This window comes from Amycolatopsis sp. lyj-109 (assembly GCF_046548995.1).
Taxonomy (GTDB): Bacteria; Actinomycetota; Actinomycetes; order Mycobacteriales; family Pseudonocardiaceae; genus Amycolatopsis.
Window position 1 is genome coordinate 22496 of sequence record NZ_JAJPWR010000032.1, and the last position, 25773, is coordinate 48268.

Sequence of the window (25773 nt, forward strand, 5' to 3'; positions counted from 1 at the left end):
GAAACGTCCACCGCCGGAGGTGCCCCGTGCCGTACCCAACGGACCGCGAACGAGACCGCCCCTGGGTGATGCGCACCTACGCCGGGCACTCGTCCGCCGCCGCGTCGAACGAGCTCTACCGGCGCAACCTCGCGAAGGGGCAAACCGGCCTCTCGGTGGCCTTCGACCTGCCCACCCAGACCGGCTACGACCCGGACCACCAGCTTTCCCGCGGCGAGGTCGGCAAGGTCGGCGTCCCGGTGTCACACATCGGCGACATGCGGCGGCTCTTCGACGGCATCCCGCTCGCCGAAGCGAACACGTCGATGACCATCAACGCGCCGGCCATGTGGCTGCTCGCGCTTTACGTCTCCGTGGCGCGCGAGCAGGCCGAGGCGGAGGGCCGGGACGTCGACGAAGTCCTCGCGAAGCTCGCCGGCACCACGCAGAACGACATCATCAAGGAATACCTGTCGCGCGGGACCTACATCTTCCCGCCCGGGCCGAGCCTGCGGCTGATCACCGACGTGATCGCCTGGACCGTGCACCACGTCCCCAAATGGAACCCGATCAACATCTGCAGCTACCACCTGCAGGAAGCCGGGGCGACGCCGACGCAGGAGGTCGCGTACGCGCTGTGCACCGCGATCGCCGTGCTCGACGCCATCCGCGACTCGGGGCAGGTCGACGCGGCCGACATGGCGAAGGTCGTCGCGCGGATCTCGTTCTTCGTCAACGCGGGCGTCCGGTTCGTCGAGGAGATGTCCAAGATGCGCGCGTTCACCGCGCTCTGGGACGAGCTCACCCGCGACCGTTACGGCGTGACGGATCCCAAGGCGCGCCGGCTGCGCTACGGCGTGCAGGTCAACTCGCTCGGGCTGACCGAGGCCCAGCCGGAGAACAACGTCCAGCGCATCGTGCTGGAGATGCTCGCGGTGTCGCTCTCCCGTGGCGCCCGCGCCCGCGCGATCCAGTTGCCCGCGTGGAACGAGGCCCTCGGCCTGCCCCGGCCGTGGGACCAGCAGTGGGCGCTGCGGATGCAGCAGGTGCTCGCCTTCGAGACGGACCTGCTGGAGTACGAGGACATCTTCGACGGCTCGCACGTCATCCAGGCCAAGGTCGACGAGATCATGGCCGGCGCCCGCGAGGAGATCGCGCGCGTGCAGGACCTCGGTGGTGCGGTGGCCGCGGTCGAGAGCGGCTACATGAAGTCGCAGCTGGTCACCTCGCTGGCCGAGTACCGCCGTGAGATGGAGAACGGCGAGCGGGTCCTGGTCGGGGTCAACAAGTTCGGGACGACCGAGCCGTCACCGCTGCAGGCCGAAGGCGCGAAGGCGATCGAAACGATCGACCCCGTCGTCGAGAAGGACGCCGTCACCGCCATCGAGGAATGGCGCTCCCTGCGTGACAACGAAGCCGTCGAGCGGTCGCTGGCCACGCTGAAGGAACGCGCGCAGACCACGGAAAACCTCTTCGAGGCCACTGTGGACTGTGCGAGGGCCGGCGTGACCACCGGCGAGTGGGCCGGCGCGCTGCGCGAGGTGTTCGGCGAATACCGGGCACCGACCGGTGTTTCCGCCTCCGCGGTCGCCGGCGTGGGCGACCCCGAGCTGGAGCGGGTGCGCGCGCGGGTCCGGGAAACCGAGGCGGAGCTGGGCGAGCGGCTGCGGATCCTGGTCGGCAAGCCGGGCCTGGACGGGCACTCCAACGGCGCCGAGCAGGTCGCCGTCCGGGCGCGCGACGTCGGCTTCGAGGTCGTCTACCAGGGCATCCGGCTGACGCCCGAGCAGATCGTCGCGGCCGCGGTGCAGGAAGGCGTGCACGTCGTCGGGCTTTCCGTGCTCTCCGGCTCGCACCTCGAGGTCGTCCCGCACGTCGTCGACGGCCTGCGTGCCGCCGGGGCGGGTGACGTGCCGGTGATCGTCGGCGGCATCATCCCGCCGGACGACGCCGCGCTCCTGGCCGAACGCGGCATCGCCCGGGTGTTCACGCCCAAGGACTACGAGCTCACCGGGATCATGGACGGCATCGTCAGCCTGATCCGGGAGCGGAACGGCCTCGGCTGAGCTCGCCGAGGATGTCCTTTGTGGACTTCACGGTGGCGAACTGGTTCGCCAGGTTCGCCGCCGTGACGCGGTAGAGCTCGTCGGCGGTCACGCCCGGGAGGTCGAACGTGAACGTGGCGTCGAGCGCGAAAGTGACGTCGTAGCCGAGGTTCCCGCCCATCCTCGCGGTGGTTTCGCAGCAGAAGTTCGTCTGGATGCCGGCCACGACGAAGCTCGTGATGCCGCGCTTGCGCAGCCACGCGTCGAGGTCGACGTCGCCGATGAAGGCCGAGTTGACCTTCTTGCCGAACACCAGGTCCGGCCGGGCCCCGTCGAGCTCGGGCTTGAAGTCGTTGCCCGGCTGGCCCGGCCGCAGCGGCGAGCCGGGTTTCGGCGAATCGTGGTGCACGAGCACCACCGGGAGCCGCCGCTCCTGCCACGCTTCGAGCAGCGCCTGCATGTTCGCTTCGGCGCCCGGGTTGTTGCGCGGGCCCCAGAACTCCGGGTCGTCGAACCCGCGCTGGACGTCGATCAGGATGAGTGCCGTTTCGGTCATGCCGCCGAGTCTGGCTACTCGGCGCGGCTTCGGGGAGTGGCATAAGACGCGCGATGCGGTACTTTCCTGCCATGCGCACCATCGGCGTCCTCCTGCTGCCGGGCACCCGGATGTTCGACCTCGCGGTGATCGGCGAGGTCTGGGGTCAGGACCGGACCGACAGCGGGATCGGCCCGTTCACGGTCCGGCGGTGCAGCCCCGGCCGGGTGCGGACGCCCGCGTCGCCGTTCGGCGACGTCGCGGCCACGCACGGGCTCGCCGGGCTCGACGGCTGCGACCTCGTGCTGGCGCCGGGCCGCGACGACCCCCTTGCTCTCGTGCCGCCGTCCGCCGTCGCGGCGCTGCGCCGGGCACATCGGGCCGGGGCGACCGTCGCCGGGTTGTGCTCCGGCGCGTTCACGCTGGCCGCCGCCGGCCTGCTCGACGGCCGCCCGGCGACCACGCACTGGCGCGACCTCGACGCTCTCGCCGGCGTCGCCCCGCGCGCGGACCTCCAGCGTGACGTGCTCTACACCGACGACAGCGGGGTCCTGACCTCCGCGGGCGTCGTCGGCGGCCTCGACCTCTGCCTGTACCTGGTCCGGCGCGACCACGGCGCCGACGTCGCGGCCACGCTGGCGCGCCGCCTGGTGATGCCGCCGGCGCGCGAGGGCGGGCAGCGCCAGTACGTCGACAACCCGCTGCCGCCGTCGGCGGCCCAGCCCGGCATGGCGTCCACAATGGACTGGGCGCTGGCCCGCCTCGGTTCCGGGATCGGCGTCGAGGACCTGGTCGGGCACGCGCGGATGAGCGAACGGACGTTCCACCGCGAGTTCGCCGCGGCCACCGGCGTGACCCCGGGACGCTGGCTGCGCGTCCAGCGCGTCCGGTACGCGCAGCGGCTGCTGGAGACGACGTCGCTGCCGGTCGAGCGCGTGGCCGAACGGTCCGGGCTGGGCACGGCCGCGAACCTGCGCCGGCGGATGCGGGCCGAAGTCGGCGTCGGCCCGGACAGCTACCGGCGCACGTTCCGGTCCGGAGGGACTACCTTCGGGGAATGTACGAGCACCTTTTGCTGAGCCGGGACGGCGACACCGTCACGATCACCATGAACCGGCCGGCACGGCGCAACTCGCTGTCCGCCGACCACCTCGCCGAGCTGCTCGCCGCGTTCCGCGCGGCGGGGGCGTCCGACGCGACCGGCATCGTGCTGGCCGGCGCGGGACCGGTGTTCTCCGCGGGGCACGACTTCGGCGACGTGGCCGCGCGCGACCTGATGGGCGTGCGCGAGCTGCTCACGGTGTGCACGGACCTGATGCGGACGATGCAGTCGATCCCGCAGGTGGTCATCGCGCGGGTGCACGGCCTGGCCACCGCGGCGGGCTGCCAGCTCGTGGCGTCGTGCGACCTGGCCGTGGCCGCCGAGTCGGCGGCCTTCGCGCTGCCGGGCGGCAAGGGCGGCTGGTTCTGCCACACGCCGGCGGTGCCGGTGGCGCGCTCCATCGGCCGCAAGCGGCTGATGGAGCTGGTGCTGACCGGGGACGTCATCGACGCGCCCACCGCGCTCGACTGGGGACTGGTCAACCGGGTGGTGTCCGACGAACAGCTCGACGACGCCGTCGGGGATCTGCTGTCGCGGGCGACGCGCGGCAGCCGCGCCAGCAAGTCGATGGGCAAGGTGACGCTCTACGCCCAGCTCGACCGGCCCGAGGCCGACGCCTACGCGATCGCGCTGGAGGTCATGGCCGCGGCGTCCCAGCTGCCCGGCGCCCGCGAAGGCATGGCGGCGTTCCTGGAGAAGCGCAAGCCCGACTGGCCCGACTGAGCTTCCCCGCTCCGGCCGGTTTCGTCGTGGCCACGAACCGTACCATACGGTATGGTATGGCCATGGCGGGCAAACGGGACTGGCTGGACGCGGGGCTGGCGCTGCTGGCCGAACACGGGGCGCCGTCGGTGACCATCGAGCGGCTCACCGAGCGCCTCGGGCTGTCGAAGGGCTCGTTCTACCACCACTTCAAGGGCATGACCGGCTACCGCACCGCGCTGCTGGAGCACTTCGAGGCCGAACGCACCACGCGGTTCGTGGAACAGGCCGAGCAGGCCGACGGCGACCGCCTGCGCACGCTCATGGACCTCGTCCTCGTGCCCGGGCCCGGCCCCGACCTCGAGATCGCCGTCCGGGCCTGGGCCTTGCAGGACGCCGAGGCGCGCACGGTCCAGGAGCGCATCGACCGCACCCGCACGGCCTACCTCACCGAGATCTGCGGCGACGCCGAACTCGGCCGGGCGCTCTACCTGATCGTCGTCGGGGCCGGGCAGGTCGTGCCACCGCTGTCCGGCCGGCAGCTCAAGACCGCGTTGGAACTCGTTCTGGGGAGCAGGAAATGACCGAGCTCAAGCCCTTTCTCGACGGCGCCGACTACGTCGAGTTCAAGGAAATCGCCAGCGAGAACAGCCTGCGCGAGTTCGTCGCGGGCGTCTTCGGCTGGTCGCCGTTCTGGGTGAAGGCCCTGTTCGGCGTCCGGTACGTGCTCGCCAAGGCGTTGCGGCTGGACACCGCGTCCGTGCCGCGGACCGGCCGGCTCCGGCCCGAGGACGTCGGCTTCGCGCCCGGCGACCGGATCGCGTTCTTCACCGTCCGGTCCGGCGATCCGGAGCGGTACCTGGTGGCGGGCGCGGACGACAGTCACCTGACCGGGTACCTGACGGTCGAAGCGCTGCCGCACGGCTTCCGGCTCGGCACGATCGTGCACTTCCACAACCGCGTCGGCCCGGCCTACTTCGCGCTGATCAAACCGTGCCACCACCTGGTGATCCGCGGGATGCTCAAAGCTGGTGCCGCTCGTACAGCAGGAGCTGGGCCCACGCGGCGATCGACTGCGCGTCGGTGATCTCGCCGGCGAGGATCATCTTCTCGACGTCGGCGCGCGCGAACCACGCGCTGCGCATGTCCTGTTCCTCGTGCTCGCGCTCCGGTTCGCCTTCGACGATGTCCGTGGCGAGGAACACCCAGCCGCGCTGGCTGCTCATGCCGGCGGCGACGTCGAGCTTGCCGAGCGGGACCATCGAGCCGGCCCGCAACCCGGTCTCCTCGCGCAGTTCCCGCACGGCGAGTTCGGCCGGCGGCACGTCGGCGAGGTCCGGCGCGGTGCCCTGCGGGAACTCCCAGCGCCGCTCGCCGAGCGGGTAGCGGAACTGTTCGACCAGCCGGAACCGGTCGCCGTCCCGGGCGATGACCAGCGCGTACGACGGCTTGTCGATCACGCCGTAGATGCCCGGCGAGCCGTCGGAGCGGCGGATCTCGTCCTCCCGCACCGTCATCCAGTTGTTCCGGTACACCTCGCGGGACGCGACACGCTGAATGGGGTCCACGCGCTCAGTATCACCGACCCTGTCCTACCCTCCTCGGGTGCGTCTAGTGATCGCGCGGTGCCAGGTCGACTACGCCGGCCGGCTCACCGCCCACCTGCCGATGGCTACCCGGTTGCTGCTCGTGAAGTCCGACGGCTCGGTGTCGGTCCACTCCGACGACCGGGCGTACAAGCCGCTGAACTGGATGAGCCCGCCCTGCTGGCTGATCGAGGACGGCAAGATCTGGATCGTGGAAAACAAGCAGGGCGAGAAGCTGGTGATCTCGATCGAGGAGATCTTCCACGACTACTCCCAGGCCCTGGGCGCGGAACCGGGTCTGCAGAAGGACGGCGTCGAAGCGCACCTGCAGGAACTGCTGGCCGAGCACATCAAGACCCTCGGCGACGGCTACACGCTGGTCCGCCGCGAATTCCCCACGGCGATCGGCCCGGTCGACATCATGGCCCGCGACGCCGACGGCGGCTCGGTGGCGGTCGAGATCAAGCGCCGCGGCGAAATCGACGGCGTCGAACAGCTGACGCGCTACCTGGAGCTGCTCAACCGCGACCCGCTCCTGGCACCGGTGCAGGGCGTGTTCGCGGCCCAGATCATCAAGCCCCAGGCCCGCACGCTGGCCGAGGACCGCGGCATCCGCTGCCTGACGCTGGACTACGACGAACTCCGCGGCATCGAGTCCGACGAGTTCCGGCTGTTCTGACGTGGAACCCGGTCGCTACGTCCACTACAAGGGCGGCGAGTACGAAGTGGTCGGCGTCGCCCGGCACAGCGAGACCGAAGAGGAACTCGTGGTGTACCGGGCGCTCTACGGCGAGCGCGGGCTGTGGGTCCGCCCGGAACCGATGTTCACCGAGACCGTCGAGACGCCCGCCGGCCGCGTACCGCGGTTCCGGCGGGTGGCGGACTGACCGCGTATCGTTGAAAAATCGGCCCCGGGTTGCCCGAAGGGGCGGATCTCGGTGCCGATACCGAATCGATGCCGAAAATCTCGTATCTGATTCGTTGATTGTGACTCCGCCAGCAAATCGTTAACCCGATAGGTCGGCGCGCAGTGAGAAGAAACTTTTTCACTGCGATTCCTGCGCTGTTCGGGTGAGCTCGGGATCTTATTCGACGTTGTTGTGCGACACTCGATTCGAGGGGTTCCGCCGGTGTGTCCGGTGTGCCGGAGGGTGGTGCGCTCGGCCGTCTTTTCTTCGTCGTGCCAACGTTTCAGTCCGCCTTCGAGCTCGGGGTGTGCATGCCAGCCGGCCGGCGTGTACGCATTTTTGCCTGCACGGAGGAGGAAGTCATGCGTTATCGCCCACTCGGTTCCGACCCGGTCGACCCGCGCCTCGGCCGGTTCATTCCGGACGACTGGCGGCACGTGGAAAGGTATCCGCTCGGCGCGCTGGCCGATGAAGACCGGCCCACCCGGGCGCCGGTCGTGATCGGCGTCAACTGGTACTCGGCGTTCGACCAGCCGGAGCAGGACGAGAAGTCCGGTGAGTTCTTCATCGCGAGGGCCGGCGTCAAGAAGCTCGGCCACATCCGCGGCGGCCACTGCGTGTGCCTCGAGCCGGGTGGCACCCCGGACACCGACGCCTGGTACGCGTTCTACGACCAGGGCCACGAGGGCGCCTGCGTCGGCTTCGGCTGGTCGCGGTGCATGTCGATCTTCAACGGCAGCGAGTACGCGGCTCGCTGGCTCTGGGACTCGGCCAAGAAGCGCGACGAGTGGCCCGAGACGAACCCCGGTGACGAGAACGGCACGTCGGTCCGCGCCGCGGCCGAGGTGCTCAAGGACACCGGCCACGTCCTGTGGGACGAGTCCTACGCCGACAACGACTGGCACACCCGCGAGAAGTACACGCCCGAAGCCAAGCAGGGCATCAAGGCGTTCCGCTGGGCGAAGTCGGTCGACGACGTGCATTCCGTGCTCGCCAACCCGCGTGCCGACGAGCTCGGCGCCGTGCCGATCCTCAATTCCTGGGGCCCGGGCTTCCCGCACCGGACCTACCTGCCCGACGCGGTGCTCGCCAAGCTGATCGAGGAGGACGGCGAGATCGCGGTACCGACCGACCGGTGAGTCCAGCCGCTCCCGCGGCGCGTGGACGAGGGCGCGTTTCCCCTGGTGGTGACCAGGGGAGGCGCGCCCTCCGGCCATTGTGGACCTGTCGGCGTGCCGACCCTGAATCCATGCAGTACTGTCCGGATCCGACGGAATACTGGTGATTCCTGTCGGATCTTGTCCTGTCCGAAAGTACTGCCGGAGGTGGGTCGGGTGCTCGTCCTAGCCGATGCGAACCTGCGACTCGACGCGAGCGCGATCGACTACATCGAGTTGGCGTTCTACTTCGCGCTCGTGCTCGGCATCGGGTACCTGGCGCGGCGGCAGGTGTCGAGCAGCCTCGACTTCTTCCTGTCGGGCCGGTCGCTGCCCGCCTGGGTCACCGGCCTGGCCTTCATTTCGGCGAACCTCGGCGCGGTCGAGGTGATGGGCATGTCCGCCAACGGTGCCCAGTACGGCCTGCCGACCGTGCACTACTTCTGGATCGGCGCCATCCCGGCGATGCTGTTCCTCGGCATCGTGATGATGCCCTTCTACTACGGCTCCAAGGTCCGCAGCGTCCCGGAGTTCATGCGGCGGCGCTTCGGCAAGCCGGCCCACCTGGTCAACGGCGTCAGCTTCGCCGCGGCCCAGATCCTGATCGCGGGCGCGAACCTCTTCCTGCTGGCCAGCGTGGTGAACCTGCTGCTGGGCTGGCCGCTGTGGGTGTCGATCATCATCGCCGCCGCGATCGTGCTCTCCTACACCGCGCTCGGCGGCCTGTCCGCCGCGATCTACAACGAGGTCCTGCAGTTCTTCGTCATCGTCATCGCGCTGGTGCCGCTGACGATCATCGGCCTGGTCAAGGTCGGCGGCTGGCAGGGCCTGGTCGACAAGGTGACCAACAGCCCGGGTGGCACCGCGCAGCTGCACTCGTGGCCCGGTGACAACCTGACCGGCTTCGGCAACAGCCTGCTTTCGGTGCTGGGCATCGTCTTCGGTCTCGGCTTCGTGCTGTCGTTCGGTTACTGGACGACGAACTTCGTCGAGGTCCAGCGCGCGATGGCGTCGAAGAGCATGTCGGCCGCGCGGCGCACCCCGATCATCGGTGCGTTCCCGAAGATGTTCGTCCCGTTCATCGTGATCATCCCGGGCATGATCGCCGCGGTCACCGTGTCCGAGTACGTCAAGGACAAGCAGGTCCTGCTCGACGGCGGCACCGCCGAAAGCGGCGTCACCTTCAACAACGCGCTCCTGCTGCTGATGCGCGACCTGCTGCCGAACGGCATGCTCGGCATCGCCATCGCCGGTCTGCTGGCCTCGTTCATGGCCGGCATGGCGGCGAACCTGAGCTCGTTCAACACCGTCTTCACGTACGACATCTGGCAGACGTACGTGAAGAAGGACAAGCCGGACCACTACTACCTGAACCTGGGCCGCGTGGTGACCTCGGCCGGCACGATCCTCGCGATCGGCACCGCCTTCATCGCGTCGAACTCGGGCAACATCCTGAACTACCTGCAGGACCTGTTCTCCTTCTTCAACGCGCCGCTGTTCGCGACGTTCATCCTGGGCATGTTCTGGAAGCGGATGACCCCGCACGCCGGCTGGAGCGGCCTGGTGTTCGGCACCCTGTCCGCGATCACCGTCTGGGGCCTCTCGCAGGCCGGGGTGCTGGGCCTCACCGGCCAGGGCATCAGCTTCGTCGCCGCCGGGACCGCGTTCGTCGTCGACATCGTGGTGAGCGTCGCCGTCTCGCTGGCGACCAAGCCGAAGCCGGACGAGGAGCTGGTCGGCCTCGTCTACTCGCTGACGCCGAAGGAGACCCGGCAGCACGACTCGACCGGCGAGAACGCGGGCTGGTACCGCAAGCCGGGCCTGCTCGCGGGCATCGTGCTCGTCCTGACCATCGCCCTGAACATCATCTTCTAGGAGGTCGGAATGGCTACCGAGTCGCAGCCGCGCGCGCACAAGGCAGGCGCCTTCGACATCCGGCTGATCATCGCCCTGCTGATCGGCGTCTACGGCGTCATCCTCACGGTCATGGGCATCGGCTTCACCACCGACGCGGAGATCGAGAAGGCCGCCGGCGTCAACATCAACCTGTGGGCCGGCATCGGCATGCTGGTGGTCGCGGCGCTGTTCGTCACCTGGGCCCTGGTGCGCCCGCTCGTCGTGCCGGCCGACCCCGAGGCCGAGACGGGCGACACACCGACGGTGGCGGGCGAATAGCCGGGTTGTCCGGACAGCGGCGCGAGGGTGCCGCTACCGTGCATCGCGTGTTCCCAGACGCTCGGCGCCGCCGTCTCCCGAAGCTGTTCCTGCTGGTCACCGCACTCGCGCTGCCGCTGACGGCGTGCGGGCCGGACCTCGGCAAGTCCAACTTCGCCCGGACGACGGTGCCCGCCGCGGCCGGCGCCGGCCAGGTCGCCGACGGCCCGATCACCGACGCCGCCGTGGCGGCGGGCGTGCTCCGCACGATCCAGCCGTGCCAGTTCCTGACCAAGGACGCCCTCGGCGCGCTGGGCCTCGGCACGGTCGAGGACGACCCGTCGCCGTCGTCCATCGCCTTCGACACCTGCAGCAACAAGGTGAAGGACCCCGGCGGCAAGGAGATCCGGCTCGAACTCGAGATCGGCAGCACCGTGGTGCCGCGGACGGACAAGACGACCGGGGTGGTGAGCGGGCTGCCGCTGCGCGTCGACAAGACCGGCGACACGGACTGCACCGTCGCCGTGATGACGGCGCTGAACCCGGACATGGCGCTCGCGGTGTCGGTCGGCTACCCCGGCGACCCCTGCCGTCCCGGGCAGACGTTCGCCGCGGCCGTCGTCCAGAAGCTGCACGACTCGCCGGAGAAGTACCCGACGCCCGCGGGCACCGTGCTGACCGCCGATCCGTGCGCGATGGCCGATCCGGCGGTGGTGACCGCCGCCGTGCCGGCCGCGAAGCCCGCGCCCTCGGGCCTGCACTCGTGCGAGTGGAAGGACCGGGGCCCGACGGCGACGGTCCGGTTCCTGCCGGGCCTGCCCCCGCTCGTCGGCGACGGTTACTCCAAGGTGGACCTCGGCAACGGCGTGACCGGCTTCCAGAAGCAGGCGACAGGGGGTTCGGCGCGGTGCAAGGTCGAGTGGCAGCACCGGCCGTGGCAGGGCGACGACGTCGAACTGGCCCAGGTGGACTACCAGGGCTATGCCGACAATGACGCCGATCCGTGCGGCAAGGCGGTGACCGTCGCGAAGAACGTGGTCACCAAGCTCCCCAAACCCTGATCTGGCGGCGGGCCGCGCGGAGAGGTAGGAAGGGAACCCCACCCGCCGATGTGCCGGAGGCTGCCGTGAAGAAGATCATCAACGATCCGGCGAACGTGGTCGCCGAGTCGCTGCGGGGGCTCGCCGCCGCACACGCCGACATCCTCCGCGTCCAGTACGACCCGGACGTCGTGATCAGAGCCGACGCGCCGGTCGCGGGCAAGGTCGCCGTCATCTCCGGCGGCGGGTCCGGGCACGAGCCGCTGCACGGCGGCTTCGTCGGCCACGGCATGCTCGCCGCGGCGGTACCCGGCGCGGTGTTCACCTCGCCGACGCCGGACGCGGTGCAGGCCGCCGTCACCGCGACCACCGGCGAAGCGGGCGCGCTGCTCATCGTGAAGAACTACACCGGCGACGTGCTGAACTTCGAGACGGCCGCCGAGCTGGCCGCCGCCGAGGGTCTCGAGGTGCGCAGCGTCGTGATCGACGACGACGTCGCGGTCAAGGACTCGACCTACACCGCGGGCCGCCGCGGGGTCGGCGGCACGGTGCTGCTGGAGAAGATCACCGGCGCCGCCGCCGAGCGCGGCGACTCGCTCGACGCCGTCACCGCGCTGGCACAGAAGGTGATCGGCCAGGTCCGGTCGATCGGCGTCGCGCTCACCGCGCCGACCGTGCCGCACGCCGGCACCCCCAGCTTCGACCTCGACGACGACGAGATCGAGTTCGGCATCGGCATCCACGGCGAGCCCGGCCGCGAGCGGACCCCGCTCGAACCGGCCGACGCCCTGGTGGCGCGGATGGTCGAGGCCGTTGTCTCGGACCTGCCCTTCGAATCCGGCGACCGCGTTCTGCTGTTCACCAACTCCATGGGCGGCACCCCGCTCGTCGAGCTCTACCTGGCCCACGGCATCGCCGAGCGGCTGCTGGCCGACCGTGGGATCGTGGTCGAGCGTCGGCTGGTCGGCCCGTACATCACCAGCCTCGAGATGCAGGGGATGAGTCTGACGTTGCTCAAACTGGACGACGAGCTGACCGAGCTGTGGGACGCCCCGGTCAACACCGCAGCCCTGCGGTGGGGGCTCTGATGGCCTGCCCGGCCGAGGGGGTCGCGGCGGCCGTGCGCGCCGCCGCGGCGGTGGTCGCCGAGCACCGCGTGGAACTGATCGACCTCGACCGTGCGATCGGCGACGGCGACCACGGCGAGAACCTCAACCGCGGCTTCACGGCCGTCGTGGCGGCGCTCGACGCGGCTCCGCCGGACACCCCCGGCGGGGTGCTGAAGCTCGTCGCGACGACGCTGATCTCCAAGGTCGGCGGAGCCGCGGGCCCGTTGTACGGCACGGCTTTCCTGCGTGCCTCGGCCAAGCTGGGCGCTGTCGACACCCTGGACGTCCCGGCGCTGCTGGACGCGCTGCGCGCCGGCCTCGAAGGCGTCCAGGCCCGCGGCAAGGCGGTGGGCGGCGACGCGACCATGGTCGACGCCCTGATCCCCGCGGTGGCGGCCGCGGAGAAGGCGGCCGGGGACGGCGGGGACGTCGCCGCGGTGCTGACCGCGGCGGCCGACGCGGCCGACACCGGCGCGGAGTCCACTGTGGACCTGGTGCCGCGGAAGGGCCGGGCGTCCTACCTCGGCGAGCGGGCCGTGGGGCACCTGGATCCCGGCGCGCGGTCTTCGGCGCTGCTCCTGCGGGCGTTCGCGGAGGCTGCCCGGTGAGCGTGGGAATCGTGCTCGTGTCGCACAGTGCGAAGCTGGCCGAAGGCCTGGCCGAGCTGGCCGCCCAGATGGCGCCGGACGTCACCATCCGTCCGGCCGGGGGCCTCTCCGACGGCTCGATCGGCACGGACTACGACGAGGTCGTCGCCGCCACCCAGCGCGCCGACTCCGGCGACGGCGTCGTGCTGCTCTACGACCTGGGCAGCGCCCAGATGACGGCCGAGCTCGCCGTCGAATCGCTGGCCGACCCGTCGGCCGCGATCGTCGCGGACGGCCCGCTGGTCGAGGGCGCGATCGCGGCCGCGGTCGCCGCGCAGGCCGGGCAGGATCGCACGGCGGTGGCCGAAGCCGCCGCGTCGGCCGGTATCCCCGAGGACCTGGCGCCCGCCGAGGCCCCGGCCGACGCCGCCGAGGTCGAACTGGAGCTGCACAACAAGGTCGGGTTGCACGCCCGGCCCGCCGCGGTGCTGGTGCGCACGCTCAGCGAGTTCGACGCCGAGGTGACGGTGCGGCTCGGTGATCAGGAAGCCGACGGCCACAGCGTCCTGGCCCTGATGTCGCTCGGCGCGCGCCAGGGCGACCGGATCCGGGTGCGGGCGCGCGGCCCACAGGCTTCCGCCGCGCTGGAGAAGGCGAAGGAGCTGGTGGACGGCAATTTCGGCGAGTGAAGCCGGCCTCGCCGACCGGGTGACTTGAGCGGTACTGACTCGATTCCGTCTGGGCTTCCGGTGGTGCCCGTGGCAGTATCGAGGCCAATTACCGGCGAGTAACATCTCTGGAGGCCTCGATGGCGCGGGAAATCTCGACGGTCGGTGTGGTCGGCCTGGGCACCATGGGGGCCGGCATCGCCGAAGTGCTCGCGCGCAGCGGGCTCGACGTCGTCACGGTCGAGCTCGACGAAGCCGGCGTCGCCCGCGGCCGCGGCCACCTCGAGCACTCCACCGAACGGGCGCTCTCCGGCGGCAAGCTGGATGCCCCCGGGCGCGAGGCGCTGCTGGGCCGGATCCGCTACAGCACGTCCCTGTCGGACCTGTCCGAAGTGGACCTGGTGATCGAGGCGATCCCGGAGAGCCTCGAGCTGAAGGCCGACGTCCTCGCGGAGCTGGACAAGATCACCAGGCCCGAGGTGGTCTTCGCGTCCAACACGTCGTCCCTGTCGATCACCGAGATCGGCGTGCACACCGCGCGGCCCGGCAAGGTCGTCGGCATGCACTTCTTCAACCCGGCGCCGGTGCAGAAGCTCGTCGAGATCGTCAAGACGGTGGTGACCGAGCCCGACGTGGTCGCCGAAGTCGTCGAGTTCGCCGAGCGGCTCGGCAAGGTGCCGGTGGTGATCGGCGACCGGGCCGGCTTCATCGCCAACGCCCTGTTGTTCGGCTACCTCAACCACGCGGTCCGGATGTACGAGCAGCGTTACGCCACGCGCGAGGACCTCGACGCGGCGATGCGCTTCGGCTGCGGCTACCCGATGGGCCCGCTCGCGCTGCTCGACCTGATCGGGCTGGACACCGCGAACGAAATCCTCGACACGATGTACCACCAGTCCCGCAACCGCCTGCACGCGCCCGCGCCACTGCTCAAGCAGATGATCACGGCGGGCCTGCTGGGCCGCAAGACCGGCCGGGGCTTCTACACCTACGACGCCCCGGACTCGCCCAACGTGGTCGCCGCCGGTGCGGTGTCCACAGTGGATTCTGTCCCGCCGCGCCCGGTGGCGCGAGTCGGCGTGGTCGGGACGGGCACGATGGCCACCGGCATCGCGGAGGTGTTCGCCAAACGCGGCCTCGACGTCGTGCTGCGCGCCCGGAGCCTGGAGAAGGCCCAGGCGTCGGTGGCTCGCGTGAAGAAGTCGCTCGACAAGGCCGTGGTCAGGGGCAAACTGTCCGAAGAGGACGCTGCGGCGGCGCTGGTCCGGATCACCCCGGTCACCGACTTCGAGGACCTGGCCGACGTCGACCTGGTCATCGAGGCGGTGGCCGAGGAACTGTCGGTCAAGCAGGCGGTGTTCGCCGCGCTCGACGAGGTGGTCCGCCCCGGCGCGGTGCTGGCGACGACGACATCTTCGCTGCCGGTGATCGAGTGCGCGGCCGCGACCTCCCGGCCGTCCGACGTGGTCGGTCTCCACTTCTTCAACCCGGCCCCGGTGATGAAGCTGGTCGAAGTGGTGTCGACGATCGCGACCGCCCCGGACGTGGTGGCGACGGCGAGCGCGGTCTGCGCCGCGGTGGGCAAGCACGCAGTGCACTGCGGCGACCGCGCGGGCTTCATCGTCAACGCGTTGCTGTTCCCGTACTTGAACGACGCGGTGAAGATGCTGGAGGCCCACTACGCGGGGGCGAACGACATCGACACGGCCATGAAGGTCGGCTGCGGCCTGCCGATGGGCCCGTTCGAACTGCTGGACGTCGTCGGCCTCGACGTCTCCCTGGCCATCCAGCGGACGCTGTACAACGAGTTCCGCGAGGAGGGCTTCGCGCCGGCGCCATTGCTGGAGCACCTCGTGACCGCGGGGCGGCTGGGCCGGAAGACCGGGAAAGGCTTCAAGGACTACTGATCAGTGCCCGAGGCTGAGTGCGACCTTCCCGGTCCGGGCGTCTTCGGGCTGCACCATGATCCGGCCCCGGTGGGACACCTCGACGAGGTAGAACTTCTCGCCCGCCGGCACCTTCGGTGCGGCGAGTGAGAAAATGCAAGTGCCGGTACCTTCCGGACGTCCGGTTCCGAGCGCGCCTTGGGAGAGCACGGTTCCCGCTGCGTTGTAGACGGTGACCGCCGTCCCCGTGGTGATGTCCGAGTAGCCGCCGGAGCCGCCGCACGCGCTGTAGCCGTACCCGCTGCTGTACAGCGTGAACGTGCCACGGAGGTCGAACGCCGTTCCCGGGCCGCCGGTCGGCGCGGTCGGCGAGCCCGAGTGGGCCAGATCCAGGCCGACCCACAAGGAACCCACCAGAGCTGCGCCCGCCACACCCGCGAAGAACAGGTGCCAGAGGTTCGTCCTGGTGCGCACCGGTGGCAGGGGCTGCGGTGGCAGCCACGGGTCGGGCAGAGCGGGCTCGAATGCGCTGGTCATCGCGGCTCCTCCGTTTGGCGCTCGGCATTGCTCCGATCGCACGAAGAGGAGGTCGCCCGGGCAACGGTGGTCGTTACCCCGGAGCCCGGATCGTGATCGTCCGGCTCAGCGCCCGGCCACCTCGCCGAGGACGGGTTTCACGTCGAGCACCGGGGTGCCGTCGATGGCTTCCAGACCCGCGACCGTCAGCGTGGCGCCTTCGACCGTCGTCACCGTGACCGGGTGGAGGCCGATCGGGTTCGGGCGGTCCGGTGAGCGCGTCGAGAACACCCCGGTGCTCGGGCGGTCCCGGTCGCCGCGCGGGTGGACCGCCTGGACGTCGCGGTCCGCTTCGTGCAGCCACGTCAGGAGGACCAGGCGATCGCCGGGCCGGAGGTCGGCCGCCGCCGGGGCGAACTCCGGCTCGAACACCACCCGGGACGGCGGCGCGCCCTCGTCGCCCTGCTTCGGGGCCGTCGAGCGGTCCGTCAGGGGCGACTCGATGCGCGCCACCGGGCGCACCCGGTAACTCGTCACCGGTAATAGCCCTCGACCGGCACGCGTGCCTCGTCGAACAGCGCCGGGCCCTCCAACTTGTGCTCGCCCCAGGTGAGCGGCGGGCGCAGGGTGAGGAACTGTTCCGTCGACAGCGCGTAGACGACGCGGCCGAGGCCGGACCGCTCGATCGCCCCGGTGCACATTCCGCACGGCTGCGTGCTGGTGAACATCGTCGTGGCCGCCGCGGCTTCCGGGGCCAGGTTCTGCGCCGCCCAGCGGGCCAGTTTCAGTTCCGGGTGGGCCGTGATGTCGTTGTCGGTCAGCGAGGTGTTGCGGTCTTCGGCCAGGATGTTCCCGTCGGCGTCGGCCAGCAGGGAGCCGAACGGCGGGTTGCCGTGTTCCTCGCGCGCTTCACGGGCGAGCTCGATCGCCCGCCGCAGCAGGGTTTCTTCGGTGTCCTTCACCGGTTCTCCTTCCAGGACGCGGCCACTGCCGCGAGGTCTCGCCACGCCACCTCCGGGCGCAGCGTTTCGGCCGGGTCCGAATCGAACGGGTCGAGCACGACGGTGTCCGCACCCAGCGCTCGCAACTGCGTCAGATCGTCGATGACCTGCTCGAGGGTGCCGTGCCCGGCAAGCCGCTCCGGGACGGTCACCGGTGCCGCCGTCAGCCGCAACAGGATCCGCGGCGCGAAGGCAGGCACCGGCCGGTCGCCGGCCAGCTTTTCCAGGCGCCCCAGCGTTTCCCGGAACCCGGCCGGCGTCAGCCGCAGCGGGTGCCAAGCGTCGCCGAGTTCCACCGCCCGGCGCAGCCCGGCGTCGCTGTGCCCGCCGAGCCACAGCGGGATCGGCCCCACGCGGTAGTCGGCGCGCTCGGCCCACGCGGCGCGGATCGTGCGCAGGTATTCGCTGGTGAGCTTGCCGCGCTGCTCGAACGGCACGCCCAGCGCGTCGAACTCCTGCTTCGCCCAGCCGATCCCGGCGCCGAGCACGAGCCGTCCGCCGCCGCTGAGCTCGTCGAGGTTCGCCGCCATCCGCGCCACCAGCAGGGGATGCCGGTACGGCACCACGAGCACCGTGGTGCCCAGCCGCACCCGCTGCGTCACCCCGGCCAGCCACGACAACGTCGTGAACGGCTCGTAGAACGGCGCTGGGTACTGCCCGGCGACGTCCGGCGTGATGGCGATGTGGTCGGACACCATCAGCAGGTCGTAGCCGAGGCCTTCCACCGTCTGCGCCCAGGCGCGCAGGACGCCCGGGTTCGTGCCGGGCCCGAAATTGGGGACGTTCACGCCGATCTTCACCGGGAAAGGCTATCGACGTTTTGCCCGAATCCGGAAGGGATTGTCCACGGCGTTCGGCCCGGTCGGCCGTGGATCCCACGGTATGTTCGAGGAATGACCGAGAGTCTCGATCCGACGGACTGGGCCATCCTGACCGAGCTCCAGCGCGACGCCCGGCTGCCACTCACTGAGCTCGGCCGCCGGGTGAACCTCAGCGCGTCCGCGGCAACCGAACGGCTCCGGCGGCTCGAGACCGCCGGCGTGATCAGCGGCTACCGCGCGGAAATCGACCTCGGCAAGGTCGGCTACCCGGTGCTCGCCGTGGTCCGGCTCAAGTACCCGGGCAGCCGGCACGAGCCGTTGCACAAGCTGCTCGCCGAGCGCTCGGAGATCCTCGAATGCCTGCGCACCACCGGCGACGACTGCTACACGCTCAAGATCGCCGCGGCCTCCATGGCTCACCTCGAGCGCACGGTGGACGAGCTGTGCCAGTTCGGCAGCACGACCACGAACCTCGTCTACAGCCAGACCCTGCCCTACCACGCACCACGGGAGCCCGCCCGTGACCTCGAGGCCTGACCGCATCGTCGTCGTCGGGGTGACCGGCTCGGGCAAGTCGACGCTCGCGGCCCGGATCGCCGAGCGCACCGGCCTGCCCTACCACGCCGCGGACGACATCGGCTGGCAGCCGGGCTGGATCGGCACCCCCGACGAGGAACAGCGCCGCCGGGTCGCCGAGGTGTGCGCGGGGGAGCGCTGGGTCCTCGACGCCGTCTACAGCAAGTGGCAGGACATCGTCCTGCCGCGCACTCAGCTGATCGTGGGCCTCGACTACCCGCGCTGGCTTTCGCTGAGCCGCCTGGTGCGCCGGACGTTCGTGCGGGCGGTGACCCGCCGGCGGATCTGCAACGGCAACGTCGAATCGTTCCGCCAGATGTTCTCCGCGGACTCGATCATCCGCTGGCACTTCACGTCGTTCGCGCGCAAGCGGGACCACATCCGGGCGTGGGCCGCCGAGCCACCCGGCCCGGCCGTCGTCCGGCTGACGTCGCCGCGCGAGACACGCCGCTGGCTCGAGACGTTCTGAGCTCAGGCCCCCGGCGGCAGCAGCGGGCCGCCGCTCCAGTGCTGGAACACCAGGTTGGTGTGGACGCGCGCGACCTCGTCCCGCGCGGTCAGCTCGTCGAGGACCAGCCGCTGCAGCTCCCCGGCGGAGCCGGTCGCGACGTGCGCGAGGAAGTCGTCCGGGCCGGTCAGGTGGTAGACCGCGCGCACCTCCGGCAGCGAGAGCAGGTGCTCGATGAACGGGTCCACCAGCAGCCGCCGGTGCGGGCGGACCTGGACGAACAGGAACGCCTCCAGTGGCCGGCCCAGCTTCGCCGCGTCGACCGACGCGTGCTGCCCGGTGATCACACCGGTGTCTCGCAGGCGGGCGACGCGGTCCAGGCACGTCGACGGCGCGATGCCGACCGCGGCCGCCAGGTCCTTGTTGGTGATCCGGGCATCGTTCTGCAGGAGGCGCAGGATTTCGAGATCGACCGGACTCAGTTCGACGGAAGCGGACATCGCCGAATGATATCCGAGACTGTTGCTCCTGGTCCGGCGAAAGCCCGACCATGCAGCCATGACCTCCTCGCTGCGCACGCGAGCCGTCCACGCCGGCCGTGACGATCTCACGGACCTCGGCGTGCACGCCGCTCCGCTCGACCTGTCCACGACCTACCCGTCCCGCGACAGTGCCGCCGAAGCCGCCCGGATCGACGCCTTCGCCGCCGGCGCCGAACTCGACGGCCCGCCGATCTACGGCCGGGTGGGCAACCCGACCGTAGAACGGTTCGAGCGGGCGCTCGCCGAGCTCGAAGGCTTCGACCACGGGGTCGCGTTCGCCAGCGGCATGGCCGCCGTCTCGGCCTGCCTGCTTTCCGCGGTGGCGCGGGGGAAACGGCACGTCGTCGCGGTGCGCCCGCTGTACGGCTGCAGCGACCACCTGCTCGAGTCCGGGCTGCTCGGCACGGAGGTCACCTGGGCCGCGCCCGATGCCGTCGCCGCCGCGCTGCGGCCCGACACCGGGCTGGTGTTCGTCGAGACGCCGGCGAACCCGACCCTGGCCGAGGCCGACATCGCGGAGCTGGCTCGTGCCTGCGGGGAGGTGCCGCTCCTGGTGGACAACACGTTCGCGACCCCGGTGCTCCAGCGCCCGGGCCGCCACGGCGCGCGGATCGTGCTGCACAGCGCGACGAAGTTCCTCGGCGGCCACGGCGACGTGATGGGCGGGATCGTCGCGTGCGACGCCGAGGAGGCCGCCCGGCTGCGCCAGATCCGCTTCGCCACCGGCGGTGTGCTGCACCCGCTTGCCGGATACCTGTTGCTGCGCGGGCTTTCCACGCTGCCGCTGCGGGTCGGCGCGGCGTCCGCGACGGCGGCGACCCTGGCGGCACGGCTCGGCGAACACTCGGCCGTGACCGCCGTCCACTACCCGCGGATCGGCGGCCCGCTGGTGGCGTTCGAGGTCGAGGGCGACCCGCACGCCCTGATCGGGGCCGTCCGGCTGATCACGCCGGCCGTCAGCCTGGGCAGCGTCGACACGCTGATCCAGCACCCGGGCTCGATCAGCCACCGGATCGTCGACGAGGGCGACCGCCACGGCGCCGGGGTGTCCGACCAGCTGATCCGGCTGTCCGCCGGCCTCGAAGACGTCGAGGACCTGTGGGCCGACCTGGAGCAGGCGCTGAAGGCGCGTTAGCCGCAGCAACCGCCGCCGCAGCAGCCACCGCCACCGCCGGCCGGGGCCGCGGGACCGCTCGCGGACCCGGTGAGGGCGACCGTGGTGAGCAGCTTGACGGTGTCGGCGTGGCCCTCCGGGCAGCTCGCCGGCGCGCCGGATTCGCTCATCGGGCGCAGGAGCTCGAACGTCTCGGTGCACTCGCGGCAGCGGTAGGCGTAGGTCGGCATGCCGCGATTATCGCCGGTGGCGCCCGGGGATGGGAAGCTGGGCGCGTGCAGCCGCCCTCGCTCGCCGACGTCCCGCACCTCGGCCAGGTCGTCCCGTCCCTGCTCGCCGCGCTCGGGGTGCCCGGCTGCGGGAACTCACTGGCCTTGCCGGAGGCACGCAGCGCCGGCGTGCTGCTCGTCGACGGGCTCGGCTGGGAGCTGCTCGCCGAGCACGCGGCGGACGCCCCGGTGCTGACCGAGCTCGCCCGCGAATCGCTGCGCGTGGGCTTCCCGTCGACGACGGCCGCCGGGGTCGCCGCGATCGGCACCGGGCTCGCGTCGGGCGAGCACGGGATGGTCGGCTACACCTTCGAAATGCCCGGCACCGGCGTGCTCAACGCGTTGCGCTGGTGCAGCCACGAAGACGGCAGCGATCTGCGTGGCGCCCTCCCGCCCCGCGAGGTGCAGCCGCTGCCGACGACGTTCGAGCGCGCCGCCGCGGCGGGCATCGACGCCGCCGTGGTGTCTTCCGCCCAGTTCCGCGACACGGCCTTGACCCTGGCCACCCAGAGCGGGGCCCGGTACGCCGGGGTCCACGCGCTGGGCGACCTCGCCGCGAGGACGTTGTCGGTGCTCGACGGGCGCGCGTTCTGCTACGCCTACCACAGTGAACTCGACCTGCTGGGGCACGTCTACGGCCCCGGTTCGACCGCCTGGCGGATGCAGCTGCGGCAGATCGACCGGCTCGTCGAGTCCCTTGTGGACGGTCTGCCGTCCGGCGCGCTGCTCGCGGTGGTGGCCGACCACGGGATGGTGACCGTCGACGACAAGCTCGACCTCGAAGACGCCCCGGAGCTGCTGGCCGGCGTCCGGACGTTCGGGGGCGAGGTCCGGGCCCGGCACGTCTACACCGAGCCGGGCGCGGCCGCGGACGTCCTCGCGGCCTGGCGGGAGGTGCTGGGCGAGCGGGCCTGGGTGCGCTCGCGCGAGGAGGCTGTCGCGGCGGGCTGGTTCGGGCACACCGTGAGCGACCGGGTGCTGCCGCGCATCGGCGACGTCGTCGCCGCGGCCCGGGACCGGTTCGGGATGGTGCGGGGGCTCGCGGAGGCCGTGGAGACGTCGCTGGTCGGGCAGCACGGGTCGCTCACCGAAGCCGAGCAGCTGGTGCCGCTGGCGCTGGCCCAGGGGTAAGGCGCAGCGGTTTTTCGGGAACTTGCACGCGCGGGAACTTTCGCCTTGCCGGTGCCGACCTGTCCACTGCGTACCGGGCTGACGGGAGTGGGCGGAATGAGCGTGCTGGACGGGATCGGGGTCGTCGGGGCGGGCGGCGAGGGACGGGCCGTGGCCGCGTACCTCGCCGCGCGGGAGCTGCCCGTGCACCTCTACACGCGGGATCTCGAGGCCGTCGGGGAGATCGCGCGCCGCCGGGAGATCGTCGCGCACGGGGTGCTCGACGGGCGGTTCCCGCTCCGGGAGGTGACCACGGACCCGGCCGGGCTGGGTGCGCGGGCCGTCGTCCTGGTCGCCACTGTGACCACCGCCTACCCGGAGGTCGCCGCCCGGCTGGCACCGCACCTGCGGCCGGGGCAGGTGGTGGCGCTGTTCTCCAGCAAGCTCTGCGGGAGCGTCGAGTTCGCCTGCGCACTGGCCGCCGCCGGGGCGCCGGGCATCGACGTCGTGGAGACCGATGCGCTGTTCGCCGCGCGACCGTCCGGGACCGAGGGTGTCACCGTGCTGGGCGCCAAGGGCTGGAACCTCATTTCCGGCAGCAGCGAGGCCGCCGTCGCCCGGCGCGCCGGACTGCTGCGCGAGTGGTTCCCGATGCTGGAGATCGCGCGCAACCCGTTGGAGCGCGGCCTGCACGACTTCGGCGCGGTCGCGCACGTGCCGATCGCCCTGGCCAACCTTGGCACCATCGACCGTGCCGAGGAGCTGCTTTTTTACGTCGAGGGTGTCTCGGCGCGGACGATCGCCCTGCTCGAACGCACCGAGGCCGAGTTCGCCGCCGTCGCGGCCGCCTACGGCGCCCGGCTGCTGCCCATGACCGAGGTCCTCGATCGCTACTACGGCTGCCCGGCCACGACGTTGCTCGACGCGTTGCGGACGGTGCAGCCGTACCGGACGATCGCCGCGCCGACCAGTCTCGACCACCGGTTCCTCACCGAGGACATCCGCTCCACGCTGGTGCCGCTGCAGGCGCTCGCGCGCTGCGCCGGCGTCGCCACGCCGATGGTCGACGCGGCGATCACGATCATGTCCGTGGTCGGCGGCGAGGACTACCGCCGGACCGGCCGGACCCTCGGCCGCCTCGGCTGGGACGGCCTTGCCCACGACGCGATCCTGCACCGGTTGGGCGCCGGCGGCGGGGTGACGGAGCGGGCGGCGTGAGCATCGCGCGCCGCCGGGGCGTCTCCCCGTGCTCGGGGAGGCATCACGGGTGATTGAGCGGGCATCACTCGTGATCGGAGGGTCATCACACGTGATTGGAGGGTCGACTCGCGTGATTGGAGGGTCGACTCGCGTGATTGGAGGGTCGACTCGCGTGATTGGAGAGTCGACTCGCGTGATTGGGGGGTCGACTCGGGTGCTGGGCGGGAGGGCGGGGGTGGCGGTTAACGTTTGGGCGTGCCACGACGTAACCGCCCCGGCCGCCGTTCGGAGGGCGGGCCGCCCGAACGCGACCTCGGGGCCGCCACCGGGTGGGCGCGGGCCGAGGCCGGGGTGGACGGGGACTGGCTCGTGCGGACCGTGCCCGGGAGCCAGGCCACCAAGGTCTACCGCTGTCCCGGCTGTGACCACGAGATCCGGCCGGGGACTCCGCACCTCGTCGTCTGGCCAGCCGACGAGACCGGGTCGGTCGCCGACCGCCGGCACTGGCACCGGGCCTGCTGGGAAGCCCGGGCCCGGCGGCGGCCGCAGCGCCGCCGGTGAGTTCGCTCTGGAGTTGTCAAACATCGGCCGGCGATCAGCGCCGGTAGTGCCTCGACATCGCGCCCTCGTACTGCTCCTCCGTGTACTGCGTGAAGCCGAGGCGCTCGGCCACCCGCAGCGAGGGCTTGTTCGCGATGCTCACGCTCGCCAGCACTGGCACGGACGGCAGCTCGCGGGCGCACCACTCCAGGACCGCCCGCCCCGCCTCCACCGCGTACCCCTTGCCCCACGCCGACGGCCGGAACCGGTAGCCGAGGTTGAGCACCTTCTCTCCATGGAACTCCCGCAGCCGGACGCCGCACATGCCGAGCACCTCCGAGCCGCCGCGCTCGAGGACCGCGGGGTAGCCGAAGCCGTGCTCGGCCCAGTGCGCCAGCCAGCCCGAGAACATCGCCGACGCGCGCGGGACGTCGGGTGGGTCGGGGTGGAAGCGGTTGGTGCGCGGGTCGGTGTGGATGTCGACCATCGCCTGCCTGTCCGCCTCTTGGAGCGGCCGCAGCCGGAGCCGGTCGGTTTCGATGTCGGTGAACACATCGGCGAAGCTAGCGAGGGGGTCCGACAAAATAACGCGCATGACCGAATTGCCGCTGGTCCTCCTCCACGCCTTTCCCCTGGATTCCCGCATGTGGAACGCGGTGCGCGAGCCCCTCGCTTCACACCTTCGGGTGATCACCCCGGACCAGCGCGGGCTCGGCCGCTCGCCGCTGCCGGAGACCGACCGCGAACCGAGCCTCGAAGACGCCGCCCGTGATGTCGTCGCCCTGCTCGACCGGCTGGACCTCGACCGCGTCGTGCTCGGCGGCTGCTCGATGGGCGGCTACCTCGCCATGGCGGTCCTGCGGCTCGCGCCGGAGCGGATCGGCGGGCTCGTGCTCATCGACACCAAGGCCACGCCCGACACGCCCGAGGCCGCGCAGACGCGGCTGGACGTCGCGGCCCGCGTCGAGAGCGAAGGCACCGAGACCTGGCTCGCCGAGGCGAACCTGCCCAACCTGCTGGCCGCGTCGACGCGGGAGCAGCGTCCCGAACTCGTCGAGACGGTCCGGGAGATCATCGAATCGCAGCCACCCGCCGGGATCTCCTGGACGGCGCTCGCCCTGGGCACCCGGCCCGACTCCCTGGACCTGCTGCGGAACGCGGAAATCCCGGCGCTGGTCATCGTGGGGGAGGAAGATCCGATCACCCCGGTCGCCTCGGCGAGTGAAATCGTCGAGGTCATGGACGGCGCGACGCTCGTCGTGCTGCCGGACGCCGGCCACCTGACCCCGCTCGAAGACCCCGCGGGCGTGGTCGAGGCGATCCTGTCCTGGTACCCCGCGACTCACGAGAAATAAGCGGCGAGCGCGGAGCGGGCTTCGGGGAGCCGGTGCGGGAACCGCTGGGCGATGACGAAGCGCCAGGCGACGGCGAAGAGTTCTCGCAACTGCGTGCACGCGCGAAGGGCGTCCTCGGGCACGGAACCGGGGTAGGCGGCCAGGTACTCCGGGCCGCCCTGCCGCGCCAGGATGCCGAGGTCCCAGGCGAGCGGCCCCAGCCAGGTGTCCTCGAAGTCCAGCCAGCAGGGCCCGGCCGCCGTCGCGATCAGGTTGCCGGGGTGGGCGTCGCCGTGCAGCGGCCGGACCGGGCCGTCCGGCAAGGCGGCTTCGATCCGGGCGGCTTCCGCATGCAAGCGGGGGTCGAGACCGAACCGCCCGAGGAGTCCCTCGAGCTCGGAAAGAGGCCCGCGGCGGGGCAGTTCACCCGGGTATTCGAGCAGGGCCGCGTGCACGTCGGCGAGGGAGCGCGCGACGACGTCCGGCGCGTACCGGTGGTCCGGATCGTGCGGGGTGTGGTGCCAGAGCGTGACCGGCAGACCGTCCGCGAAATGCGGGCCGGCCGGGGGATCCGTGGTGGGTGAGACGACGAGCACACCACGTTCGGTGAGGAACCTGGAAAGCGCCACGTCCCGCGCCAGCCAGGCCGCCGGTTCCGGGCGGAGCAGCCGGGTCGTGGCCGGCACCCTGGCGACCAGCGGACCCAGCCTCACCAGCACGTTCGACCGTTCGTGGAGCACTTCGGGATCGTGGGCGGGCAGACCCAGCCGGGCGGTCACGGCGAGGGCCGCGCGCACCGCCGCGCGGGTGTAGTCGTCGGCCACGCCCCGATCTTGCCAGCCGG

Annotated in this window: 32 protein-coding genes; 22 read left to right on the top strand and 10 right to left on the bottom strand. The window is 71.3% G+C overall.

Annotation, left to right across the window (positions count from 1 at the left end; translation table 11 throughout):
* Window positions 1-26 precede the first annotated feature (26 nt).
* A complete protein-coding gene (locus ACLJQF_RS42675) occupies window positions 27-2045 on the top strand; it encodes a protein meaA (protein WP_410616016.1) in 2019 nt (672 codons plus the stop codon).
* Here ACLJQF_RS42675 and ACLJQF_RS42680 read toward each other — a convergent pair.
* Window positions 2011-2580, bottom strand: a complete 570-nt coding sequence (locus ACLJQF_RS42680) for a cysteine hydrolase family protein (RefSeq protein ID WP_410616017.1) — start codon at window positions 2578-2580, stop codon at window positions 2011-2013. The two genes, ACLJQF_RS42675 and ACLJQF_RS42680, sit on opposite strands and share 35 nt — an antisense overlap.
* Before the next feature lie 71 nt (window positions 2581-2651).
* On the opposite strand from ACLJQF_RS42680, the gene ACLJQF_RS42685 reads away from it, so the two are divergent.
* From ACLJQF_RS42685 to ACLJQF_RS42700, 4 genes are all read left to right on the top strand, one after another.
* Window positions 2652-3638, top strand: a complete 987-nt coding sequence (locus tag ACLJQF_RS42685; RefSeq protein WP_410616018.1) for a GlxA family transcriptional regulator — start codon at window positions 2652-2654, stop codon at window positions 3636-3638.
* Window positions 3617-4384 carry an enoyl-CoA hydratase-related protein gene (locus ACLJQF_RS42690; protein WP_410616019.1) on the top strand — a complete coding sequence of 256 codons (768 nt, stop codon included), beginning with the start codon at window positions 3617-3619 and terminating at the stop codon, window positions 4382-4384. Before ACLJQF_RS42685 ends, ACLJQF_RS42690 begins: the two co-directional genes overlap by 22 nt.
* Before the next feature lie 62 nt (window positions 4385-4446).
* Window positions 4447-4947, top strand: coding sequence for a TetR/AcrR family transcriptional regulator (locus tag ACLJQF_RS42695; protein ID WP_410616020.1), 501 nt, complete (start codon window positions 4447-4449; stop codon window positions 4945-4947).
* Entirely contained in the window at window positions 4944-5450 is a 507-nt protein-coding gene (locus tag ACLJQF_RS42700; protein WP_410616021.1) for a DUF2867 domain-containing protein, read from the top strand. Before ACLJQF_RS42695 ends, ACLJQF_RS42700 begins: the two co-directional genes overlap by 4 nt.
* Here ACLJQF_RS42700 and ACLJQF_RS42705 read toward each other — a convergent pair.
* The gene (locus ACLJQF_RS42705; RefSeq protein WP_410616022.1) at window positions 5386-5931 is read right to left on the bottom strand and encodes an NUDIX domain-containing protein; all 546 of its coding nucleotides are present in this window, start codon (window positions 5929-5931) and stop codon (window positions 5386-5388) included. The two genes, ACLJQF_RS42700 and ACLJQF_RS42705, sit on opposite strands and share 65 nt — an antisense overlap.
* 37 nt (window positions 5932-5968) lie before the next feature.
* Between ACLJQF_RS42705 and nucS the strand changes: the two genes are divergently transcribed.
* The 10 genes from nucS (at window position 5969) to ACLJQF_RS42755 (ending at window position 15479) form a co-directional block, all read left to right on the top strand.
* A complete protein-coding gene (gene nucS / locus ACLJQF_RS42710; RefSeq protein ID WP_410616023.1) occupies window positions 5969-6628 on the top strand; it encodes an endonuclease NucS in 660 nt (219 codons plus the stop codon).
* Window position 6629: 1 nt separating this feature from the next.
* Window positions 6630-6836: a DUF1653 domain-containing protein gene (locus ACLJQF_RS42715; RefSeq protein ID WP_410616024.1), complete on the top strand. Its 207-nt coding sequence runs from the start codon at window positions 6630-6632 to the stop codon at window positions 6834-6836.
* Window positions 6837-7219: 383 nt separating this feature from the next.
* On the top strand, window positions 7220-7996 hold the full coding sequence (locus tag ACLJQF_RS42720) for a hypothetical protein (RefSeq protein WP_410616025.1): 777 nt from the start codon (window positions 7220-7222) through the stop codon (window positions 7994-7996).
* 195 nt (window positions 7997-8191) lie between these two features.
* Complete coding sequence (locus tag ACLJQF_RS42725; RefSeq protein WP_410616026.1) at window positions 8192-9889, top strand: sodium:solute symporter family protein; 1698 nt, start codon at window positions 8192-8194, stop codon at window positions 9887-9889.
* Window positions 9890-9898: 9 nt separating this feature from the next.
* Entirely contained in the window at window positions 9899-10189 is a 291-nt protein-coding gene (locus ACLJQF_RS42730) for a hypothetical protein (RefSeq protein WP_410616027.1), read from the top strand.
* Window positions 10190-10236: 47 nt separating this feature from the next.
* Window positions 10237-11229 carry a DUF3558 domain-containing protein gene (locus tag ACLJQF_RS42735; protein ID WP_410616028.1) on the top strand — a complete coding sequence of 331 codons (993 nt, stop codon included), beginning with the start codon at window positions 10237-10239 and terminating at the stop codon, window positions 11227-11229.
* A 65-nt stretch (window positions 11230-11294) separates the two neighbouring features.
* On the top strand, window positions 11295-12296 hold the full coding sequence (gene dhaK, locus ACLJQF_RS42740) for a dihydroxyacetone kinase subunit DhaK (RefSeq protein ID WP_410616029.1): 1002 nt from the start codon (window positions 11295-11297) through the stop codon (window positions 12294-12296).
* Window positions 12296-12925 (top strand): dihydroxyacetone kinase subunit DhaL, encoded by a 630-nt coding sequence (dhaL, locus tag ACLJQF_RS42745; RefSeq protein WP_410616097.1) that lies wholly within the window; start codon window positions 12296-12298, stop codon window positions 12923-12925. The genes dhaK and dhaL overlap by 1 nt, the downstream gene beginning before the upstream one ends.
* Window positions 12922-13593, top strand: a complete 672-nt coding sequence (gene dhaM / locus ACLJQF_RS42750; RefSeq protein ID WP_410616030.1) for a dihydroxyacetone kinase phosphoryl donor subunit DhaM — start codon at window positions 12922-12924, stop codon at window positions 13591-13593. Before dhaL ends, dhaM begins: the two co-directional genes overlap by 4 nt.
* Before the next feature lie 119 nt (window positions 13594-13712).
* Window positions 13713-15479 (top strand): 3-hydroxyacyl-CoA dehydrogenase family protein, encoded by a 1767-nt coding sequence (locus ACLJQF_RS42755; protein ID WP_410616031.1) that lies wholly within the window; start codon window positions 13713-13715, stop codon window positions 15477-15479.
* Here ACLJQF_RS42755 and ACLJQF_RS42760 read toward each other — a convergent pair whose 3' ends face one another.
* The 4 genes from ACLJQF_RS42760 to ACLJQF_RS42775 all read right to left on the bottom strand — a co-directional run bounded on the left by ACLJQF_RS42760 (window position 15480) and on the right by ACLJQF_RS42775 (window position 17775).
* Window positions 15480-15995 (bottom strand): hypothetical protein, encoded by a 516-nt coding sequence (locus tag ACLJQF_RS42760; RefSeq protein WP_410616032.1) that lies wholly within the window; start codon window positions 15993-15995, stop codon window positions 15480-15482.
* A 105-nt stretch (window positions 15996-16100) separates the two neighbouring features.
* Window positions 16101-16496, bottom strand: coding sequence for a tRNA (N6-threonylcarbamoyladenosine(37)-N6)-methyltransferase TrmO (gene tsaA, locus ACLJQF_RS42765; protein ID WP_410616098.1), 396 nt, complete (start codon window positions 16494-16496; stop codon window positions 16101-16103).
* An 11-nt stretch (window positions 16497-16507) separates the two neighbouring features.
* Complete coding sequence (locus tag ACLJQF_RS42770; protein WP_410616033.1) at window positions 16508-16936, bottom strand: nucleoside deaminase; 429 nt, start codon at window positions 16934-16936, stop codon at window positions 16508-16510.
* Entirely contained in the window at window positions 16933-17775 is an 843-nt protein-coding gene (locus ACLJQF_RS42775; protein ID WP_410616034.1) for an LLM class flavin-dependent oxidoreductase, read from the bottom strand. Before ACLJQF_RS42775 ends, ACLJQF_RS42770 begins: the two co-directional genes overlap by 4 nt.
* A gap of 93 nt (window positions 17776-17868) precedes the next feature.
* On the opposite strand from ACLJQF_RS42775, the gene ACLJQF_RS42780 reads away from it, so the two are divergent.
* Together ACLJQF_RS42780 and ACLJQF_RS42785 are read left to right on the top strand one after the other, a co-directional pair.
* Entirely contained in the window at window positions 17869-18333 is a 465-nt protein-coding gene (locus ACLJQF_RS42780; RefSeq protein WP_410616035.1) for an Lrp/AsnC family transcriptional regulator, read from the top strand.
* A complete protein-coding gene (locus tag ACLJQF_RS42785) occupies window positions 18317-18841 on the top strand; it encodes an adenylate kinase (RefSeq protein WP_410616036.1) in 525 nt (174 codons plus the stop codon). Before ACLJQF_RS42780 ends, ACLJQF_RS42785 begins: the two co-directional genes overlap by 17 nt.
* Before the next feature lie 2 nt (window positions 18842-18843).
* Here ACLJQF_RS42785 and ACLJQF_RS42790 read toward each other — a convergent pair whose 3' ends face one another.
* Entirely contained in the window at window positions 18844-19320 is a 477-nt protein-coding gene (locus tag ACLJQF_RS42790) for an Lrp/AsnC family transcriptional regulator (protein ID WP_410616037.1), read from the bottom strand.
* Window positions 19321-19378: 58 nt separating this feature from the next.
* Here ACLJQF_RS42790 and ACLJQF_RS42795 point away from each other — a divergent pair, with 58 nt between their 5' ends.
* On the top strand, window positions 19379-20497 hold the full coding sequence (locus ACLJQF_RS42795; protein ID WP_410616038.1) for a trans-sulfuration enzyme family protein: 1119 nt from the start codon (window positions 19379-19381) through the stop codon (window positions 20495-20497).
* Here ACLJQF_RS42795 and ACLJQF_RS42800 read toward each other — a convergent pair.
* Entirely contained in the window at window positions 20494-20706 is a 213-nt protein-coding gene (locus ACLJQF_RS42800; protein ID WP_410616039.1) for an FmdB family zinc ribbon protein, read from the bottom strand. The genes ACLJQF_RS42795 and ACLJQF_RS42800 overlap by 4 nt on opposite strands.
* A 45-nt stretch (window positions 20707-20751) precedes the next feature.
* On the opposite strand from ACLJQF_RS42800, the gene ACLJQF_RS42805 reads away from it, so the two are divergent.
* From ACLJQF_RS42805 to ACLJQF_RS42815, 3 genes are all read left to right on the top strand, one after another.
* Window positions 20752-21876: an alkaline phosphatase family protein gene (locus ACLJQF_RS42805; RefSeq protein WP_410616040.1), complete on the top strand. Its 1125-nt coding sequence runs from the start codon at window positions 20752-20754 to the stop codon at window positions 21874-21876.
* 96 nt (window positions 21877-21972) lie between these two features.
* Entirely contained in the window at window positions 21973-23073 is a 1101-nt protein-coding gene (locus ACLJQF_RS42810; RefSeq protein ID WP_410616041.1) for an NAD/NADP octopine/nopaline dehydrogenase family protein, read from the top strand.
* A 237-nt stretch (window positions 23074-23310) separates the two neighbouring features.
* The gene (locus ACLJQF_RS42815) at window positions 23311-23616 is read left to right on the top strand and encodes a hypothetical protein (RefSeq protein WP_410616042.1); all 306 of its coding nucleotides are present in this window, start codon (window positions 23311-23313) and stop codon (window positions 23614-23616) included.
* Window positions 23617-23650: 34 nt separating this feature from the next.
* Here the strand turns inward: ACLJQF_RS42815 and ACLJQF_RS42820 are convergent, their stop codons facing one another.
* Window positions 23651-24190 (bottom strand): GNAT family N-acetyltransferase, encoded by a 540-nt coding sequence (locus ACLJQF_RS42820; RefSeq protein WP_410616043.1) that lies wholly within the window; start codon window positions 24188-24190, stop codon window positions 23651-23653.
* Here ACLJQF_RS42820 and ACLJQF_RS42825 point away from each other — a divergent pair.
* Window positions 24189-24950 (top strand): alpha/beta fold hydrolase, encoded by a 762-nt coding sequence (locus ACLJQF_RS42825; protein ID WP_410616044.1) that lies wholly within the window; start codon window positions 24189-24191, stop codon window positions 24948-24950. The two genes, ACLJQF_RS42820 and ACLJQF_RS42825, sit on opposite strands and share 2 nt — an antisense overlap.
* Here ACLJQF_RS42825 and ACLJQF_RS42830 read toward each other — a convergent pair.
* Window positions 24938-25753: a phosphotransferase family protein gene (locus ACLJQF_RS42830; protein WP_410616045.1), complete on the bottom strand. Its 816-nt coding sequence runs from the start codon at window positions 25751-25753 to the stop codon at window positions 24938-24940. The two genes, ACLJQF_RS42825 and ACLJQF_RS42830, sit on opposite strands and share 13 nt — an antisense overlap.
* Between the last annotated feature and the right edge of the window lie 20 nt (window positions 25754-25773).

Bases quoted from the DNA above. Each gene is read 5' to 3' on its own strand.
- ACLJQF_RS42680 (WP_410616017.1), bottom strand. From the start codon at position 2,580: ATGACCGAAACGGCACTCATCCTGATCGACGTCCAGCGCGGGTTCGAC.
- ACLJQF_RS42685 (WP_410616018.1), top strand. From the start codon at position 2,652: ATGCGCACCATCGGCGTCCTCCTGCTGCCGGGCACCCGGATGTTCGAC.
- ACLJQF_RS42690 (WP_410616019.1), top strand. From the start codon at position 3,617: ATGTACGAGCACCTTTTGCTGAGCCGGGACGGCGACACCGTCACGATC.
- ACLJQF_RS42695 (WP_410616020.1), top strand. From the start codon at position 4,447: ATGGCGGGCAAACGGGACTGGCTGGACGCGGGGCTGGCGCTGCTGGCC.
- ACLJQF_RS42700 (WP_410616021.1), top strand. From the start codon at position 4,944: ATGACCGAGCTCAAGCCCTTTCTCGACGGCGCCGACTACGTCGAGTTC.
- ACLJQF_RS42720 (WP_410616025.1), top strand. From the start codon at position 7,220: ATGCGTTATCGCCCACTCGGTTCCGACCCGGTCGACCCGCGCCTCGGC.
- ACLJQF_RS42730 (WP_410616027.1), top strand. From the start codon at position 9,899: ATGGCTACCGAGTCGCAGCCGCGCGCGCACAAGGCAGGCGCCTTCGAC.
- dhaL (WP_410616097.1), top strand. From the start codon at position 12,296: ATGGCCTGCCCGGCCGAGGGGGTCGCGGCGGCCGTGCGCGCCGCCGCG.
- ACLJQF_RS42755 (WP_410616031.1), top strand. From the start codon at position 13,713: ATGGCGCGGGAAATCTCGACGGTCGGTGTGGTCGGCCTGGGCACCATG.
- ACLJQF_RS42760 (WP_410616032.1), bottom strand. From the start codon at position 15,995: ATGACCAGCGCATTCGAGCCCGCTCTGCCCGACCCGTGGCTGCCACCG.
- ACLJQF_RS42780 (WP_410616035.1), top strand. From the start codon at position 17,869: ATGACCGAGAGTCTCGATCCGACGGACTGGGCCATCCTGACCGAGCTC.
- ACLJQF_RS42790 (WP_410616037.1), bottom strand. From the start codon at position 19,320: ATGTCCGCTTCCGTCGAACTGAGTCCGGTCGATCTCGAAATCCTGCGC.
- ACLJQF_RS42795 (WP_410616038.1), top strand. From the start codon at position 19,379: ATGACCTCCTCGCTGCGCACGCGAGCCGTCCACGCCGGCCGTGACGAT.
- ACLJQF_RS42800 (WP_410616039.1), bottom strand. From the start codon at position 20,706: ATGCCGACCTACGCCTACCGCTGCCGCGAGTGCACCGAGACGTTCGAG.
- ACLJQF_RS42810 (WP_410616041.1), top strand. From the start codon at position 21,973: ATGAGCGTGCTGGACGGGATCGGGGTCGTCGGGGCGGGCGGCGAGGGA.
- ACLJQF_RS42825 (WP_410616044.1), top strand. From the start codon at position 24,189: ATGACCGAATTGCCGCTGGTCCTCCTCCACGCCTTTCCCCTGGATTCC.
- ACLJQF_RS42820 (WP_410616043.1), bottom strand. From the start codon at position 24,190: ATGCGCGTTATTTTGTCGGACCCCCTCGCTAGCTTCGCCGATGTGTTC.